Annotated in this window: 14 protein-coding genes; 12 read left to right on the top strand and 2 right to left on the bottom strand. The window is 66.2% G+C overall.

The features are described 5' to 3' along the window. Window positions 1-217: 217 nt before the first annotated feature. The 11 genes from CP978_RS00065 to CP978_RS00020 all read left to right on the top strand — a co-directional run bounded on the left by CP978_RS00065 (window position 218) and on the right by CP978_RS00020 (window position 13,493). On the top strand, window positions 218-1,156 hold the full coding sequence (locus CP978_RS00065) for an SDR family oxidoreductase (RefSeq protein WP_242647075.1): 939 nt from the start codon (window positions 218-220) through the stop codon (window positions 1,154-1,156). Between the two features lie 90 nt (window positions 1,157-1,246). Beyond that, entirely contained in the window at window positions 1,247-2,740 is a 1,494-nt protein-coding gene (locus CP978_RS00060; protein ID WP_150478071.1) for a trehalose-6-phosphate synthase, read from the top strand. A gap of 5 nt (window positions 2,741-2,745) precedes the next feature. Beyond that, complete coding sequence (locus CP978_RS00055; protein WP_242647074.1) at window positions 2,746-4,038, top strand: aspartate aminotransferase family protein; 1,293 nt, start codon at window positions 2,746-2,748, stop codon at window positions 4,036-4,038. Window positions 4,039-4,040: 2 nt separating this feature from the next. Continuing rightward, the gene (locus CP978_RS00050) at window positions 4,041-5,036 is read left to right on the top strand and encodes an alcohol dehydrogenase catalytic domain-containing protein (RefSeq protein ID WP_150478070.1); all 996 of its coding nucleotides are present in this window, start codon (window positions 4,041-4,043) and stop codon (window positions 5,034-5,036) included. Window positions 5,037-5,102: 66 nt separating this feature from the next. Next, entirely contained in the window at window positions 5,103-5,759 is a 657-nt protein-coding gene (locus CP978_RS00045; protein WP_150478069.1) for an HAD family hydrolase, read from the top strand. Between the two features lie 624 nt (window positions 5,760-6,383). After that, window positions 6,384-7,592, top strand: a complete 1,209-nt coding sequence (locus tag CP978_RS00040) for a Gfo/Idh/MocA family protein (RefSeq protein ID WP_150478068.1) — start codon at window positions 6,384-6,386, stop codon at window positions 7,590-7,592. A 385-nt stretch (window positions 7,593-7,977) separates the two neighbouring features. Beyond that, window positions 7,978-9,243 (top strand): glycosyltransferase, encoded by a 1,266-nt coding sequence (locus CP978_RS00035; protein WP_150478067.1) that lies wholly within the window; start codon window positions 7,978-7,980, stop codon window positions 9,241-9,243. Window positions 9,244-9,396: 153 nt separating this feature from the next. Further along, the gene (locus CP978_RS00030) at window positions 9,397-10,593 is read left to right on the top strand and encodes an MFS transporter (RefSeq protein ID WP_150478066.1); all 1,197 of its coding nucleotides are present in this window, start codon (window positions 9,397-9,399) and stop codon (window positions 10,591-10,593) included. 130 nt (window positions 10,594-10,723) lie between these two features. Beyond that, window positions 10,724-10,879 (top strand): hypothetical protein, encoded by a 156-nt coding sequence (locus tag CP978_RS34690; RefSeq protein WP_170307417.1) that lies wholly within the window; start codon window positions 10,724-10,726, stop codon window positions 10,877-10,879. Window positions 10,880-11,011: 132 nt separating this feature from the next. Continuing rightward, the gene (locus CP978_RS35140) at window positions 11,012-11,494 is read left to right on the top strand and encodes a cytochrome P450 family protein (protein WP_150478065.1); all 483 of its coding nucleotides are present in this window, start codon (window positions 11,012-11,014) and stop codon (window positions 11,492-11,494) included. A gap of 160 nt (window positions 11,495-11,654) precedes the next feature. Further along, window positions 11,655-13,493, top strand: a complete 1,839-nt coding sequence (locus CP978_RS00020; RefSeq protein ID WP_150478064.1) for a glycoside hydrolase family 15 protein — start codon at window positions 11,655-11,657, stop codon at window positions 13,491-13,493. Between the two features lie 1,005 nt (window positions 13,494-14,498). Here the strand turns inward: CP978_RS00020 and CP978_RS00015 are convergent. Then, the gene (locus CP978_RS00015) at window positions 14,499-14,684 is read right to left on the bottom strand and encodes a hypothetical protein (RefSeq protein WP_150478063.1); all 186 of its coding nucleotides are present in this window, start codon (window positions 14,682-14,684) and stop codon (window positions 14,499-14,501) included. 192 nt (window positions 14,685-14,876) lie between these two features. Between CP978_RS00015 and CP978_RS00010 the strand changes: the two genes are divergently transcribed. Continuing rightward, window positions 14,877-15,707, top strand: coding sequence for a hypothetical protein (locus tag CP978_RS00010; RefSeq protein WP_150478062.1), 831 nt, complete (start codon window positions 14,877-14,879; stop codon window positions 15,705-15,707). An 85-nt stretch (window positions 15,708-15,792) separates the two neighbouring features. On the opposite strand, the gene CP978_RS00005 is transcribed toward CP978_RS00010, so the two are convergent. Continuing rightward, window positions 15,793-16,542 carry an SDR family oxidoreductase gene (locus CP978_RS00005; protein ID WP_150478061.1) on the bottom strand — a complete coding sequence of 250 codons (750 nt, stop codon included), beginning with the start codon at window positions 16,540-16,542 and terminating at the stop codon, window positions 15,793-15,795. Between the last annotated feature and the right edge of the window lie 177 nt (window positions 16,543-16,719).

Here is a 16,719-nt window from a genome sequence, read left to right as displayed (position 1 = left end):
CAGACGGCAGGCCGATCCCGGCCAGTGCTGGACCTTCGCCGCCACCCGTGCCGCACCCAGGGCTGCGGCACGGCACTACGAACCTATTCGGCCCGTTCGACGTCGGCGCCGGCCAGGGGACCCGCGTGGGCCGCTGGCATGACGGAATTGAACGCTCGCTCACCCGACCGGGACATGCTGCGCTATGTCCGCCTGCGGCATCAGCTGGAGGAAGTACATGTCTGATCTTCGCCCTTTGCCCGTCACGCCCCGGCCGACGGTGGGCGCCGTCATGCCTGGCCGGGTCCTGGTCATCGGCTCCGGCTACCTCGCTGGCCACATCGCCGCTCGTCTCACCGGGCTCGGCGTTGAGACGGTGCTCAGCTCTCGGGGTGCCCCGGTCATTCCTGAAAGCCGTGGTGTGCGCTGGACTCGGGTCGACGTCACGTCGGGACCACAGGTGGCTGCTCTGATGGATGCCGTCCAGCCCGACGCCGTTGTCGCCGTGCACGGCCCGTCCGACATCACCTGGTGCGAGGCGCATCCCGAAGAGGCGTACGCCACCCACCATGGCGGCGCCCGCAACATCGCGGCTGCACTGGACGGTCGGCCCGTCCTGCTGGTGTCGACCGACAACGTCTTCCCCGGCAAGGCGGAGAGCCATGGCGAGTCGGCGCAGCCCTTCCCGGCCAATGCCTACGGCCGGGCGAAGCTCGCGGCTGAGCAGGAACTGCTCGCCACCTCCTCTGCCCTCATCCTGCGGGTGAGTCTGGTCTACGGTTGGGAGGACTGCGGCCCGCGGCCCAACTTCCTCACCAGCGTTACTCGTTCGCTGATGCGTGGGGAGCAGCTGCGGATCCCCGCTGACCACTGGAACACGCCCGTTCTTGTGGAGGACGTGGCCGCGTGGGTGACGACGCTGATGAGTTCCGGCCGTACCGGGATGCTGCACCTCGGCGGGCCACGTCGCATCGGCCGAGTCGACTGGGCCAGGCACATCGCCCAGCAGATCGGTGCAGACCCCACGCTCATTGTGCCGACGCCGCGTGTCGGTACGGCCTATGCCTGTCGGCCGCGCAATGCCTGTCTGCACAGCGAGGTGGCCGCGGAGCTGCCCGAACTACAGCGCCACCGTCCGGTCGATGTTCTCGAAGCCACTCATGCCCTGATTTCCTGACGCTTCGCCTATATCGTCTTAAATCGTATACACATTTTTGTCCACCCTGGCCGACCCGCTTTCGGCCCTCGACCCATGAATGGGGCACCCATGACCGGATCTGAGATTTTCCTCGCCAGCAAGCGCGCGGCGATCACCTACGACACCGACCCTGCCACCGGCGAACCTCGCGCCTGGCTGGCCCCTGGCGGCACCGGCAACGTTGTCGCCGAACAGGCCGGCGTCCTCAACATCTCCTGGATAGCCAGCGCCGACTCCGAGGACGACCGCCGTGCCTCGGCGCGCAACCCCGACGGCGTGACCATGGAACTGCATTCCGGCCGGGAGATCTTGGTCCGGCTCATCAGGCACGACCCCGCCGTCTTCCGTAACGTGCAGAACTTTATGACCGCCGACCTCATGTGGGCGGCCAACAACTACGGCTGGGACCGCTGGACCCAGCCGTCGTTCGGCGCCGACACCCGCGAAGGCTGGGCGGATTTCCGCCGCTTCACACGAGACTTCGCCGACGCGATCATAAAGAGCTCGGCCCAGTCACCGGACCCCGTCTACCTAGTCCATGACTACCAGCTGGTCGGGGTCCCCGCGCTGCTGCGCGAACAACGGCCGGACGCGCCGATCCTGGTCTTTGTGCACATCCCGTGGCCGTCGGCCGACTACTGGGAGGTGCTGCCCAAGGAGATCCGCACCGGCATTCTCCACGGTATGCTGCCCGCCACCACGATCGGCTTCTTCGCTGACCGTTGGTGCCGCAACTTCCTGGAGAGCGTGGCCGATCTTCTGCCCGACGCTCGGATTGACCGCGAGGCGATGACCGTCGAGTGGCGCGGCCACCGCACCCAATTGCGCACCATGCCGCTCGGCTACAGCCCGCTCACCCTGGAGGGCCGTGACCCGCGACTGCCCGACGGGATCGAGGAGTGGGCTGACGGCCACCGGCTGGTGGTGCACAGCGGGCGTACCGACCCGATAAAGAACGCCGAACGCGCGGTGCGCGCCTTCGTCCTGGCCGCCCGGAGCGGCGGGCTCGAGGACACCCGCATGCTGGTGCGGATGAATCCCAACCGACTGTACGTGCCGGCCAATGCCGACTACGTACACCGGGTGGAGACCGCCGTCGCCGAGGCCAACGCCGAGCTGGGCCCTGACACCGTGCGCATAGACAACGACAACGATGTGAACCACACCATCGCGTGCTTCCGCAGGGCCGACCTGCTCATCTTCAACTCAACCGTCGATGGTCAAAACCTCAGCACGTTCGAAGCGCCGCTGGTTAACGAACGCGACGCCGATGTGATCCTTTCGGAGACCTGCGGCGCAGCCGAGGTCCTGGGTGAGTACTGCCGCAGCGTCAACCCCTTCGATCTCGTCGAGCAGGCCGAGGCCATCTCCGCCGCGCTCGCTGCCGGGCCGCAGCAGCGGGCAGAGGCCGCCGCCCGCCGTCGCGATGCTGTCCGCCCCTGGACGCTCGAAGCCTGGGTGCAGGCCCAACTGGATGGACTCACTGCCGACCACGCGGCCCGCACGACAACCGCCGAGCGCCCCGACGCCGAGACGGCCGTCCCGGCACGAGCAGACCTCTGATCTCCATGACCACGGAGCGCGCCATGACAACGACAAAACGCCTCCCTGCGCCGCAGGACGCGGCTCAGTACCAGTTAGGCGACATCATGCTGGTACGTGGTGAGGGTATCCGCGCCTGGGACGCCGAGGGGCGCGAGTTTCTCGACTGCGTTTCTGGCACCTTTAACCTGCTGCTCGGACACAACCACCCGGAGGTGATGGCCGCAGTACGGGAACAGACCGAGCGGCTCGTCTTCGCCAGTTCGTCCTTCCAGACCGAACCCACCAACCGGGTAGTCCAAGAGCTGGCTGCCATCAGCCCGCCCAACCTCACACGGATCAACCTGCGCAGTTCCAGTGGCTCCACCGCCAACGAAGGCGCCATCAAGATGGCCCAGCTCCATACCGGCCGTCGCGACGTCATCGTGCCTTTCCGCGCCCACCTCGGCCAGAGTCTCGCGACGGCGAGCCTCAACGGCACCACCAAAATGCGCGCACCGTTTCCGCACCGCTACCCCGGCAGCCTTCACGTGCCAGGCCCCTACTGCTTCCGCTGCTTCTACCGCCAGACCCCCGAGAGTTGCGGCATGCTCTGCGTCGACCGCATCGAGGACTTCATCACCTACGCTAGCTCCGGCAGCGTGGCCTGCGTGGTGATCGAGCCGATCAGCGGCGCTGGCGGCAACATCGTCCCGCCCGACGGCTACCTCCAAGAGTTGCGTCGGTTCTGCGACGATCGTGAGATCGTGCTCATCTTCGACGAGATCCAGACCGGGCTGGGCCGCACCGGACAAATGTTCGCCGCCGACCACTTCGGTGTCCAGCCGCACATGATGACCCTCGCGAAGGGACTCACCGGAAGCGGCCTCCCCATGGCCGCCATCCTCACCGAGGAACGCATGGCCGGCTGGGACCGTAGCCTGCACAGCTTCACCTACGGTAGCCACACCCTGTCGGCTGCGGCCGCCCTGGCCACCCTGGAAATCGTCCAGCGCCCCGGCTTCCTGGAGAACGTACGGGCCAGCGGCGACGTGCTCCTGGACCGGCTGCGGGACCTCCAGAAGGACAACCCCGTGATCGGCGACGTCCGAGGGGTCGGCCTGATGATCGGGGTCGAGCTGGTGGAGCCCGACGGCACCAAGGCCGTCGCCCGTGCCCACGCCTACCAAAGGTCGCTCCAGGACCACGGCATTCTCACCCGTGTCTCCGAGCACGGAGACGGCAGCACGATCGAACTGCGCCCACCTCTCATCCTTACACCTGCCGACGCCCACACGGTTGCTGACCGGTTCGGCGAGGCGCTGGAGGCCGTCGCATGAGAGTGACCCTGGAGGAGGGCGGACCCCGCCTGCACCACTCGCCGCCGCCACGCCCGCGCGAGGATCCCGCTGTACTCGTCAACGTCGAACTGGCCGCGCTGTGCCGCTCCGACCTCAAGGAGGTGGCTGGTACCCGCCATGGTCCCAGCCAGTTCGGACACGAACTCGTCGGCGTCGTCTGTGAGTCCACCGTCCCCGCACTCGCCGAGGGCACTCGCGTCGTCCTGGACCCGAACGTGGTGGTGGACCGGGGCACCGGATTCGCCGACCAGATGTGGGCGGCGGGTCCGGCTGACCTGCTACGGCATGCTCTGCAACCGGTGCCGCACGGCCCAGCCGCCCGTCGCTTGGTGTTTGCCGAGCCGATCGCCTGTGCCCAGCACTGTCTGAGCGCCGTCAAGCGGCAAGTCGGCGGTCTGCACGGTGCCCGAGTTGCAGTGCTCGGTGCTGGGACTGCCGGTCTTTTCATCGCGGCGCTCGCCGATCGAGCAGGTGCCCGGGTATCGGTCTGCAACCGGAGCCGCGCTCGGATGGATGAGGCCCGCAAGGCCGACCTGCTCGACGTACCTGCGTTGCTTTTCGGTGAACTGGCCGGCGAGAGTGCCGACGTGGTGGTGGTCGCCACCAGCTTCGTACTGCCCGCCGTGCTGGAGGAGGCGCTACGCTTGGTCGCGCCCGGCGGCCTGGTGCTGCTGTACGGCGGCACCGCGCCAGGAGACCGGCACCCGGGGCTGGAATGCGACCTGGACCGGGTGCGGCGCACCGGAGCTGTCGCGACCTGCACCTGGCGGGGCCGCTCGCTTCGAGTGGCCGGCAGTTACGGGACGAACCCGCAGGATTTCGCTGCCGCGATCGGCAACCTCACCGACGTCGTGACGCCTCTGCGCGCTGAAGCCCTGGTCGCCGCCGAAGTGGACCTACCGGGGTTGTTCGAACTACTGGGGACCCCGGACGCCCTCGGGCCCGGCAAGATTGTTGTCCACCCCCGACCCTTTTGACGGAACGCCCGCGGCAATGGGCGCGCCTCCCCGTAAACAAATGAGACGAGGGACGAGGTCCGACTGATGTACAAGGCTGCACTTTTCGATCTGGACGGTACATTAATCAACACGGAACACAAAAATCGAGAGGCTTGGGCGCGTCTCTTCCGTCAGCATCGCGTTCCGTATGACGACTCTGTATTGCGCAGCTTCACCGGCCGCCCGGCCAAGGAGGCCATGGCAGACCACGTCGCATCCTTTGCCGGACACAGCATCGACGAACTGTGCGCCGAGGCGGCAGCGTATGCTGCTCTTCCTGACATGCCGGCCGCAGTCACGGTTGACGGAGCAATGGAATTGCTCGACAAACTGCAACGCGTGGGGATACCTCTTGGAGTGGTTACCTCGGGCCCGCGTGACTACGCCGAGAGCGCGCTTACGACCCTTGACGTGCTGCAACTACTGGATGTTCTGGTCACTGCTGACGACGTCTCCCGAGGGAAACCAGACCCCGAGGGTTACAGTGCCGCGTGTTCAGCATTGAAAGTTGAGCCGAGTCAAGCGATAGTATTTGAGGACGCGCCGGCCGGCATCCTCGCGGCTAAGCGTGCGGGTATATTCTGTGTCGGTCTGACAACAACGCATGAGGCCCATGACCTCACGGAAGCGGATGTTATTCTCAAGGATTTGACCGATGTGAACTGGCCAAATATTAGATCTTCCTCCGGGTCGGACCGTTGAACCGTCCTGGGTTCGGTAGAGATCTCAGATGCGGGGTGTGGCCTGAGGCCTCGCGGTTGTGAGGCAGCGGTTGCGCTCGGGCGGGACGTGGCCTGTCTCACCGTGAAGTCGCCGATGGCTGTACCAGTCGACGTACTCGGTGGCGGCGAGTTCGGCGTCGGACGACGCTCCCCACAGCCACTGGGGCTTGATCAGATCGGTCTCGAACAGGCCGACCGGCCGCCGACGGCAAGGTCGGCAAGCACGTCACCATCGGCCGCGCCCGCCACCCCAGGCCGACTCGACGCGCAATCAAGGGCATCGCCGACAACCGTGCCGAGAAGCACTCGGACGTCTCCCCGTGGCGCTGCCCGCCGACGGCAAGGTCCTCACCTGAGTTCGCGGTCGGGTCGGGACAGGCCAACGACCGTGGCCGCCTCGGCGATCGACCTCGCCCATGCCCTCAGTCGGGTGCTAAGGGGCTCGGTGGGCTCGCGGAGTTCGAGATCCCGGAGTCGGCCACGCTCTGTTCGGCGGTGTCTGACTGCTGGGTGGGGCCGGGGGACACGGTGCCTGCTGCCCGGGTCGCTCCGCCGACCGGCCCCTGGCAGGGGTTTGGCGTATCAGTATGAGGAGGGCTTCTGTATGGGACAGCCGCAGATGTCGGGTGGGACTGAGGTGAGCCGGCCGCCGCTTCGTATCGGTATGGTCGGCCATGCCTTCATGGGTGCTGCTCACTCCCAGGGCTGGCGGACCGTGGGCCGTGTCTTCGACCTGCCGCTGCGGCCGGTCCTAGCCGCCGTCTGCGGCCGCGACGGCGCCGCCGTGCGCGCGGCGGCCGACCGGCACGGCTGGGCAAGCGCCCTCACCGACTGGCACGAACTCGTCACTCGCGACGACATCGACCTCGTCGACATCTGCACTCCCGGCGACAGCCACGCCGAAATCGCCCTCGCCGCCCTCGCCGCCGGCAAACACGTACTGTGCGAGAAACCCCTCGCCAACACCGTCGAAGAAGCCACGGCCATGGCCGAAGCCGCCGAAACCGCCCGCACCCGCGGCCAGCTGGCCATGGTCGGCTTCAACTACCGACGACTGCCCGCCCTCGCCCTCGCCCGGCACATGATCGCCGAAGGTCGCCTCAGCACCCTGCGCCACGTCCGCGTCACCTACCTCCAGGACTGGCTCACTGACCCCAAATCTCCGCTTACCTGGCGTCTGCGCAAAGAACACGCCGGCTCCGGCTCTCTCGGCGACCTCGGCGCCCACATCATCGACCTCGCCCAACACCTGACCGGCGAAAAACTGACCGGCGTCTCCGCCCTCACTGAAACTTTCGTCCACGAACGCCCCCTGCCCGCACCACCCACCAACAGCCTCACCCCCCACCCGGCCGCCCGCACCGCAGCAGTCACCGTCGATGACGCCACCCTCTTCACCGGCCGCCTCACCTCCGGAGCCCTCGCCTCCTTCGAAACCACCCGCTACGCCACCGGCCGCAAGAACGCCCTGCACATCGAACTCAACGGCGAACACGGCTCCCTCGTCTTTGACCTCGAACGCCTCAACGAACTCTCCTACTACGACGCCACCGAACCCGCCATACACGCTGGCTTCCGCCGCATCCTCGTCACCGAACCTGACCACCCCTACCTCGACGCCTGGTGGCCCCCCGGTCACGGCCTCGGCTACGAACACAGTTTCATCCACCAAGCCCGCGACCTCACCCACGCCATCGCCCAACACCGCACCCCCGACCCCTCCTTCGCCGACGGACTCCAAGTCCAACGCGTACTTGCCGCCGTCGAGGAAAGCGCCCGGAAGAACTCCCTCTACACACCCATCGCAGACTGAGGAGGCCCACCACACGCCACGCAACTTGACCCTCTTCACCGGATAGTGGACCGACCTCCCACTCGAACAAGTCTGGTGCCACGCCCACCACTTCGGCTGCAACGGCCTCGAACACGGCCACGCCTCATGGACCAGCACTGCAAGCTGTCGTGAGGCGTCACCAAGAAAAGTTCAGCCTCCGCAGACGTACGCGATCAAGGGGTAGACTCAGCACGCGTGGACCGGGCCCCATGGCCAGAGCCAATCTGGCAGTGAAGGTGTGTGCTGCCCTCTCGTCGTCCGACCCCTTCCGTCGAAGGGTTCGATATACCCGGCCGCCCTTCCCGATTGGCGTGTATTCGTAACCCGACCCCAAGCTCATCCGATCAACGCAAAGGTGGCCCCCATGCCCGGCGCGACGTCCAATGTGCCACTGCTCTCGATCGTCATCCCGACCTATAACCGAGCGGCTCTCCTCGACCGCACGTTAAACACGCTGGCCCGCCAAACAGTGGCGCCGGAGGACTTCGAGGTCGTGGTGTCCGATGACGGCTCGACCGACACCACCCGCGACGTGGTGCGCTCCTACGAGGACCGGCTGCGAATCCAGTACGTGTTCCAGGAAGATCTCGGGTACCGAGTCGCCAGCGCCCGCAACGGTGGGGCGCGTCTGGCCTCCGCGCCACTGCTGGCCTTCCTCGACACTGGTGTCCTGGCGGGGCCGCGGTACGTCCAGTCGGTCCTCGCCGCCCACACAGCGTCGGCGCACGCCAAGGTCGTCCTCGGCTGTTGCTATGGCTACGACCCGCGCAATCCCCACCCCGAGCTCCACTCTCTCGTCGCCGACTTCCCTCCGGAGGAGGCTGTGAGGAAGGTTGGGGACGCCTCATGGTTCCAGGATATGCGGATTCCGGAATTCGCCGCGGTTGACTTCGACCTCAGCCGTATGGCCATGCCTTGGCTGTGGTTCTGGACGCTCAACGTGTCGCTGCCGGCGGCTGAATTCTGGCGGGTCGGAGGGTTCGACGACGAATTCACCGGCTGGGGAGGGGAAGACATCGAACTCGGTTACCGGTTGCACAACCACGGCGTCCCTATGACGGTCTCGCGGGAGAGCTGGGGGATCGAAGCGCCGCACGAGCGTACCCACGAGGCGAATGTCTCCAGCCTCATGCGTAACTGCGATCGGTTCGTCCGCAAGCACCCTTCCCTGCTCCCCGAGCTCTTCTGGGCCGTGACCAACAGAGGGATTTTTGGCTCCGTTGAGACTGAGCGACGTCGCTTCGAGGAATGGGCGGCCCAGGCCCGCGGGCAACGGGTCCCGGACGAGATCAAAATGGGGTTGGACACCCTGCCTCCGTCGCAAGACACGCAGCGGGTGGCAGTGTTCGGAAGCGGCACGGAGGGTCTTCCTGCCGCGCCGCGGCAGAATGTCGAACTCTTCCTGTGCGATTTCGATGAAGCGGTGCTCACCCAGCGGGGGAGCCGCGACGGTGATGGCGTCTCGACCTGGCACCTGTCCGGGCTGCGTACCCCCTGGCCCAACCAGTACTTCGACCTCGTCATCATCACCTCGCGCATGGACGTGCCTCAGCGGGCGTGGGGCGAGGGGATCACTAAGGAAGCACACCGGATCGCAGGCTCAGTCGTTGAGCCGTCTCGCGGTGACTGACGGCCGCTTTGATCGCGGTCACTACATCCGTCACACCGGGTGGTGTGCTGTCCACCTGCGGTGGCCGTGCGGCGCTCCCGGGCCCCCGAGTCGTTCCTCGTCTGCCACCCGGCTTGTGACGCAGCGCTACAAGAGTGAGAAGGGCTATTCACCATGACCGATCGCGTGTTGAATCGAACGCGTCGTCGGGTCTCCATCGTCTTCGCTGGCCACGGCGCAGTCGTAGGGGCGTTCGCCACCCGCATCCCCTGGCTGCAGCAGCATCTCGGCCTCAGCGAAAGCACTCTTGGTGTGGCGCTCCTTGCCCCGGCTGTCGGCTCGTTTGTGGCGATGCCCTTCACCAGCCGCCTGGTTCACCACTTAGGTAACTCCCGCGCTCTGACCTGCCTGTTTCCACTGTGGTGCGGCTCGCTCATCCTGCCGGCGTTCTCGCCGAACCTGCCTGCCCTGTGTCTGGCTCTGGGGATATTCGGTGCGACCTCGGGTATGACGGATGTCCTGATGAATGCGCAGGGGGTGCAGGTCGAGCAGCGGCTACAACGCCCCATCATTCCCAGCCTGCACGGCATGTGGGCTGTGGGAGGGCTGGTCTCCTCGGGCTGCGGTGCGCTCGCCGCTGGCGCCGACATAGACGCCCGCTTGCATTTCACTGTCACCGCCGCGCTTCTGGCGGGCGTCGGATTGCTGGCCACCAGGCACCTGCCGGAGGCGGAACCCACCGAGGCTCGGCAGCCACCGCCTCGCTTCGCGCTCCCCCCGCTGTCCACCCTGCCCCTCGGCGTTCTCGGCTTCTGCGCTGTCTTCGCCGAGGGCGCCAGCGGAAACTGGAGCGCGGTGTACCTGACCTCGACGGCGAACGCCTCCGAGGGGGTTGCCGCACTCAGCTATACCGGACTCAGCTTCACCCTGGCACTGGCCAGGCTCGCCAGCGGCTTCGTCGTCACCCACCTCGGGCCGGTCCGTACGGTACGGCTGAGCGGTGGGATTGCGGCGCTAGGCGGCACGCTGGTCGTGCTGGCCCGTACCCCACCAGTCGCTATCTCCGGGTTCGCCCTGATCGGCATCGGCGTCGCCGTTGTGCTGCCCCTCTCCTTCAGCGCTGCTGGCGGGCACGGAGGCGACCCGAGCCGGAACATCGCAGGCGTCGCCACCATCACCTACACCTCCAATCTCCTTGCCCCCGCCGTGACGGGAGCTGTTGCTGATGCAACCTCCCTGCCGGCGGCCTTCGTCCTGGTCACCGCGTTCGCAGCGTCCCCGCTGTTCCTCGCGAGCACGCTCGCGAGGCCGGTCCAGTCGCCCGGGAGGGAGAGACAGAACGAGCCGCAGCAGGCGGACCTCTCCTCCTGACCCACACCGGCAGTGTGCCGGACGAGAGCACCACCACGGTGCCCGTCCGTCCCGCCGCATGATGAACGACGATCTCACCGGATAGGTGTGCGGTCCCCCGGGGCAGGGCCGCTGGATCATGTGGGAGCCCATGGCATGCGTCACGATCGGTGTCATCATCAGGGTCGACACCAGCGACCTGACCGCCCGCTTCGCCAGTATTGACTTCGTCGAGCGCCGCCGGATTCTGTTCCCCGACATGGTCAACGCCTTCGACCAGGCACGCGGATACAGCGCCGGCCACTAGCGCAAGGCTCCCGAACCCGCCTTGAAAAAAATCTGAGAGGGTCGACGCCCGGGGCCCGCAGCCAGTACGCCGCATCCATCGCCCTGACCGACTACCACCTCCGCCCCACGACCTCTGAACAGAAGAAGCACCATGCCCATATTGGCCGCATTACCCAGCCGCACTATCAGGCCGTTCGACGACCACGTTCTTGACGATCCGTACCCCACGTGCGGGGTGCAGCGGTTGCCGGGCCTCGCAGTTCACCTCGACGAGCGCGAGGCTTGGGCCATGCCGCGCTGCGCGGAGGCGCCGACCGTGTTGAAGGATCCGGACACATTTAGCTCGGTCGGTGGGGTTGCGCTGACGCAACTGGCCAATGCCGAGATCGTTGCTGGGACGATGTTCGCCTCTGACGGCCACTCCCAGCTGCGCCGGGTGCTGTTCTCACAATGCCCACTGCGGGCCATCGCCAATTTTAGGCGGCAGAACGGATGCCGTGGGCGGCGCATGGGCGAGCCTTCACGCCGTGTGGGGCGTTGCCGGGCGACATCACCGTCCAGAGGGGCGGGAAGCGCTGATGCGCTGGAGAGGCTTCTGACGTCGGCCACGTTGGCCGTCGCGACGTTGAGCTGAGCACTCAACTCCCTGCTCCGTTATGACCTGTTCGACCGGGTCAGTGGCCCGGCGACCCGCGCTGATCGACATCTGTGGTCACCCCGCCGAGGGTGGCCGAACCAGGAACTACTACACGGTGGTGGCCCGACGCTGGGTCACCTCCAAAGGACGGATATTCATGGCTGGGCGTATCGAGGACTACGCACTCATTGGCGACTTGGAGACGGCCGCGCTGATAGGCCGAGACGGAACGATCGACTGGTTGTGCCTGCCCAGGCTCGACTCCCAGGCTGTATTCGCCGCCCTCCTCGGCACAGAGGACAACGGTTCCTGGAGTATTGGCCCGGCGGACTCTAGCGGCCAGAGCCCGACGGCGGATCGTCGCGCCTACCGCGGCGACTCGCTGCTTCTGGAATCGGAGTGGGACACCCCGACTGGCACCCTGCGCGTCACCGACTTCATGCCACCACGTGGGGGTGGGGCTCCGCGTCTAATCCGCATCGTCGAAGCCGTCCGCGGCACCGTCACCGCTGTGTCGACCCTGCGCCTGCGGTTCGACTACGGCAAGGTCGTGCCCTGGGTCCAGAGGACCGATGACGATCGGGTCCGCGCGGTAGCGGGCCCTCATGCGGTGTGGCTGGACACTGAAGCGGAGACGCACGGTGAAGCGCTCACCACCCGCTCCTGCGTCACGCTCGCCGAGGGTGAGCGCATGGCATTTGCCTTGAGCTGGCATCCCTCGTACGCAGGCCCGCCTGACAGCCTCGACACCGATCAGGCCCTTCAAATGCAGGAGGACACGGCGAAGTTCTGGGCGGACTGGGCATCTCACTGCGCCTACAACGGTCCCTACCGCGACGCTGTGATTCGTTCCCTGATCACGCTGAAGGCCCTGACGAACCCGCTGACCGGCGGGATCGTTGCCGCAGCGACCACCTCGTTGCCCGAGGAGATTGGTGGCGTCCGCAACTGGGATTACCGCTACGTCTGGCTCAGGGACGCTGCGATCACTATGTCGTGCCTCCTGCGGGCGGGCTACCGCGACGAAGCCCGCGCCTGGCGGGACTGGCTTCTGCGCGCGGTTGCTGGTGACCCCGAGAACCTCCAGATCATGTACGGAATCGCCGGGGAACGGGAGATGCCCGAGACCACGCTGTCCTGGCTGACCGGCTACGAGAACTCGACCCCGGTACGTATCGGCAACGGCGCCGCCAATCAGCGTCAACTCGATGTGTACGGCGAGGTGATCGAGGCCCTGCTCCTGGCAGCGCACCTCGGCCTGGAGCGCGACGAGCCCAGCAACACCTTGTTGATCGAGCTTGTTCAGTTCGTCGAAGCGAACTGGCGCGAACCCGACAAGGGCATCTGGGAATCCCGCGGCCCTGACCGGCACTTCGTGCACTCCAAGGTCATGGCCTGGGTCGCGGTCGACTGCGCCATCAAGCTGATCGAAGGGGGCCACGCTGAGGGTCCCCTGGATCATTGGAGGCTTCTGCGTGACACGATCCACCAGGACGTGTGCGAGAACGGATACGACCCCGACCGCAACACGTTCACCCAGTTCTATGGCAGTTGGGAACTGGACGCCGCTCTGCTGTTGATCCCCCAGGTTGGTTTCCTGCCGGCCGACGATGAGCGCGTCATTGGCACCGTCGAGGCGATCCAGCGGGAACTCTCCACCCCTGACGGCTTCCTCCGGCGCTACCCGACCGAGGGGGACAACGTCGGCAACGACGGTCTGGCCGGGGACGAGGGAGCGTTCCTCGTCTGCGCGTTCTGGCTGGCCGACGATCTGGCGATGATCGGTCGTGTCGACGAGGCGCGTGACCTGTTCGAGCGTCTGCTCGCCCTGCGCAACGACGTCGGTCTGCTGGCCGAAGAGTGGGACTCACACCAGCAGCGACAGGTTGGGAACTACCCGCAGGCATACTCCCACATCGGCATCGTCGATGCCGCCCTCTCCCTCGAGAACCCGATCCAGCGGCGCCCGCTCGCCATCGTAAGCACGCCGCGATGACCCTCCTGTCGTCCACGGTTCACTGCAAGCTGCTCGAGATAGCCGGTCATGCCGCCCTTTCCTCCCCTGCCTTGGGGAGGGATCGTCGTGGTTCCCCAGCAGCGGGTCACCTGGCGCGGAGAATTTCAGGATGAGCTTCGCAGGCGGCGAAGGTATGTGAGGTTATAGGCCGGTTCGAGCAGGCCCTGGTGAAGATCAGCGCGTTGTTTGTGGGGTGGCAGATGCGGAGTCGTTTGATCCGGTCAGCCAACCGTGTCGGGCGATCACCGGCTCGATGCCAGGCTTCCCAGGATTGTGTCTTCAACGATCTTGCGTAGTGGATCACGGTCCTGTGATGCGTCACCATGAACTGTGCGATGCAGAGTGGGAGTTCGTCCGGTCGCTGCTGCCCAAGGCTTTGTGGGGCGAAAGCGGCTGGACGACCGCAGGGTTCTTAATGGGATCGTGCGGAAGTTCCGCACCGGCTGATGGGTGGCGTGTGAGTTGCAGTGGAGCGCGTCGGTTGTCTGCACCGGCAGTGTTGGGTGTTTGTGCTGGTCGGGGGCACTTTGCTGGTGAGGATTGTTGTCGTTTGCCGGTGAAGGTTTGTTGTCGTGGGTGTAGGTGCGTGTGTGTGGGCAGCAGACCAGGCGTTCAAGGCGGATGGTCAGGTTGGCGAGGGGGTGAGCTGGTTGACCGTCCGGGGTGAGGCATTGGGTGCCGGATTTTATGCGGAGGGGTGTGCGCGGCACTGCCCGTGATCCAGTTTTGGTCTGGGAATAACTTTGATGCAAAAACACATAACGGATGATGTCCCCTATGTCTGATGCTGCATCACCCCTGTTTGCTCTTGAGCTTGTCGGGTGGTGTGGGATTGACCGGAGCGCAGCGTGACAAATTCGCTGGCGATCACCAGGTGGGTAATGCTCTGACATGTGTGTCTAAGGGCCCCGCAGAGAATCAAGGTGTTGCTTCCCGTGATGCGGCTCGTTGTTGTGGTGTGAGCGTCTCCGACGAGGTTCGTGGTCAATTTGCTGTGAGGTTCAAGGTGCACGTCTTCACGTGGGTGAAGTCCGTCACCCAGTACCGGGTCGGAGCGACGGCGACGAAGTCGCGGTCGACCAGATCGGGGGCCCGCTCGACCTGCCCTCCGGGGATCGTGGTGATGGCGCGCCGGCCGCGCACCGCGCCCTGGATGCCGAGCTCGTGCATCAGGCGCGCTCGACGGTGCAGCGGGCCACCGCATGTCCCTGCCGGTTCAGCTCGCGCCAGATCTTCTTAGACACGGTAGTTGAACGTGTAGACGTCCTGGAGATCCTCTCCTTGAGCTCCTCGTCACGCATGCGGCGGGCGGAGGGCGTCTGGAGGCGTTTCTTGTGGGCGTAGTACGTGGAAGGGGCGATCTTGCCGGTCGCGAGCGAGGTGGGCACCTGCGAGGGTGATGCGCGAACAGGGCCCCGTGAAGGGGAGCCGCGCGGATACGATGGCATCCGCCGCTACCTCACCAACCTCCAGTCCGCCCTCACCGCCTGGACCACGACCGCCGGCGTCACCTCACTGAGGGAGATCAGTGAGGACCAGGTGGAGGACGCAGTGGACGAGGTGTCCGGTTACGCCCGCCGATGCCTGGCCACGGCACTGCGCAGCCTGTCCCGCGCGCTGAAGCGTGAACGCGTGATCTTCCGCAACCCCGGCCGCGACCTACCGGTCGGCGATATCAAGGGCATCCCGAAGTCCATCCCGTCCGACATCTTGATGGGCTGCTCGATCGGGGACGACACCGCTCGGCCGCCTCGTCGTGGCCCGTCCATGCGCTGCCCGGCAAGGAGATCCGGACCCTGCGCACCACGGCCTCGATCTCTCCCGCGGCACCCTCGAAGTCCGGCATGGCCTGCTGCGGCAGACCCTCTACCCGGAAAGCTCACCCACCAACTCGCTGCCGACTGGGACGACCTACCGGCACCAGCGCTGGCCAGCCTCGTCCAACCCTCACCTACTGGTGAGCCAGAAGACCGTGGTCGACCACGACCTCCCGGCCGTCAGCATCGGCCTGCTGAGAGCCCTTTTCCCCGCAGGCTGACACTGAGCGGCCTGCGCCAGGACCGCATCCTCAACGGGACGGCCGAAAGCGCCGACCCGCTCCGGCTGATGCGCCTGTTCGGCACCACCGAGCAGACCGCCATGCGCTACGTCGGCGCCGCCCACCCGGAGCGAACAGCCAAGCTGCCGCGGTAGGCATCACATGGAACGGTGGCCGGCCCCGCGCGTATGCGCGGGGCCGGCTTCTGGCGTCAGACGCATCACCTTGCCTGCTGGTTGGTCACTTCGCTTGGGCGAGCCAGACCGCGTCGGGACCGGCAGGGAATCGCAGCTGACCGGTCGTGTCGTGCACGGCTCGCCACACCGCCTCGGCGACATCGGTCTCCTTGGTGAACAGGTCTTGGCCCGTGAAAGAGTCCATGGCCTTCTTCGCCCACGGTGCGTAGGGCGCCGGGACCAGCTCGTCCAGTGAGGCGCCGTTCGTCGCCCTGGTGGCGAAATTCGTCGTCAGGCAAGCGCCCGGCTCGACCGTCTTCGCATGCACACCGAAGGGGGCGAGTTCGAGCGCGAGGGACGAGGTGAATCCCTCGATGGCCATCTTGCTCGCCTTGTAGACGGCTGAGAGCGGCATGTGGCCCAACACCACGCTGGAGGTCACGTTGACCACCACGCCGGAGCCGCGCTCGCGGAACTGGGGCAGCACCGCCCGTGTGGTCGCCATCACGCCGAAGGTGTTGGTCTCGAACACTTCCCGTACCTGGGCCATGGGGGTGCCCTCGAACACGCTGATCGAGGGGACGCCCGCGTTGTTGACCAAAACGTCGATGGGTCCCGCCGCCTCGAGCGCGGCCGTGATGCTCGGGGGCTTGGTCACGTCGAGTTCGACGACGCGGAGCCGGTCCGACTCGGGCAGGCCGCCCGCGCGGGGGGTGCGCATCGTGGCAATGACGTTCCACCCCTGCGCGTGGAAGTGGAGGGCGGTCGCCCGACCGTATCCGGACGACGTACCCGTGATCAGAACTGTCTTCATGCTGCACCCCTCGGCGATGTGATGGGATCCGCGGAGCACAGGCACTTTCCTGCTCCGCAGAAGAACTGGTAATCCCATTACATCGCCTTGACCTGCGGGAATAGTGGAACTATCCTCGCTCTCTCTTGCATAATCCTCTTAGGGCAGGACGCAGGTGGGGGGGCGCGTGGCGTCCCG

The organism is Streptomyces nodosus (genome assembly GCF_008704995.1).
GTDB classification, from domain to species: Bacteria; Actinomycetota; Actinomycetes; order Streptomycetales; family Streptomycetaceae; genus Streptomyces; species Streptomyces nodosus.
Note: the sequence above shows the minus strand (reverse complement) of the source record. Positions and strands in the feature narration are given on the sequence as shown.

What these genes read in the sequence shown, in the direction of transcription:
- CP978_RS00065 (WP_242647075.1), top strand. Translation starts at nt 218, where the DNA reads ATGTCTGATCTTCGCCCTTTGCCCGTCACGCCCCGGCCGACGGTGGGC.
- CP978_RS00060 (WP_150478071.1), top strand. Translation starts at nt 1,247, where the DNA reads ATGACCGGATCTGAGATTTTCCTCGCCAGCAAGCGCGCGGCGATCACC.
- CP978_RS00015 (WP_150478063.1), bottom strand. Translation starts at nt 14,684, where the DNA reads ATGCACGAGCTCGGCATCCAGGGCGCGGTGCGCGGCCGGCGCGCCATC.
- CP978_RS00055 (WP_242647074.1), top strand. Translation starts at nt 2,746, where the DNA reads ATGACCACGGAGCGCGCCATGACAACGACAAAACGCCTCCCTGCGCCG.
- CP978_RS35140 (WP_150478065.1), top strand. Translation starts at nt 11,012, where the DNA reads ATGCCCATATTGGCCGCATTACCCAGCCGCACTATCAGGCCGTTCGAC.
- CP978_RS00040 (WP_150478068.1), top strand. Translation starts at nt 6,384, where the DNA reads ATGGGACAGCCGCAGATGTCGGGTGGGACTGAGGTGAGCCGGCCGCCG.
- CP978_RS00020 (WP_150478064.1), top strand. Translation starts at nt 11,655, where the DNA reads ATGGCTGGGCGTATCGAGGACTACGCACTCATTGGCGACTTGGAGACG.
- CP978_RS00045 (WP_150478069.1), top strand. Translation starts at nt 5,103, where the DNA reads ATGTACAAGGCTGCACTTTTCGATCTGGACGGTACATTAATCAACACG.
- CP978_RS00035 (WP_150478067.1), top strand. Translation starts at nt 7,978, where the DNA reads ATGCCCGGCGCGACGTCCAATGTGCCACTGCTCTCGATCGTCATCCCG.
- CP978_RS34690 (WP_170307417.1), top strand. Translation starts at nt 10,724, where the DNA reads ATGGCATGCGTCACGATCGGTGTCATCATCAGGGTCGACACCAGCGAC.
- CP978_RS00005 (WP_150478061.1), bottom strand. Translation starts at nt 16,542, where the DNA reads ATGAAGACAGTTCTGATCACGGGTACGTCGTCCGGATACGGTCGGGCG.
- CP978_RS00030 (WP_150478066.1), top strand. Translation starts at nt 9,397, where the DNA reads ATGACCGATCGCGTGTTGAATCGAACGCGTCGTCGGGTCTCCATCGTC.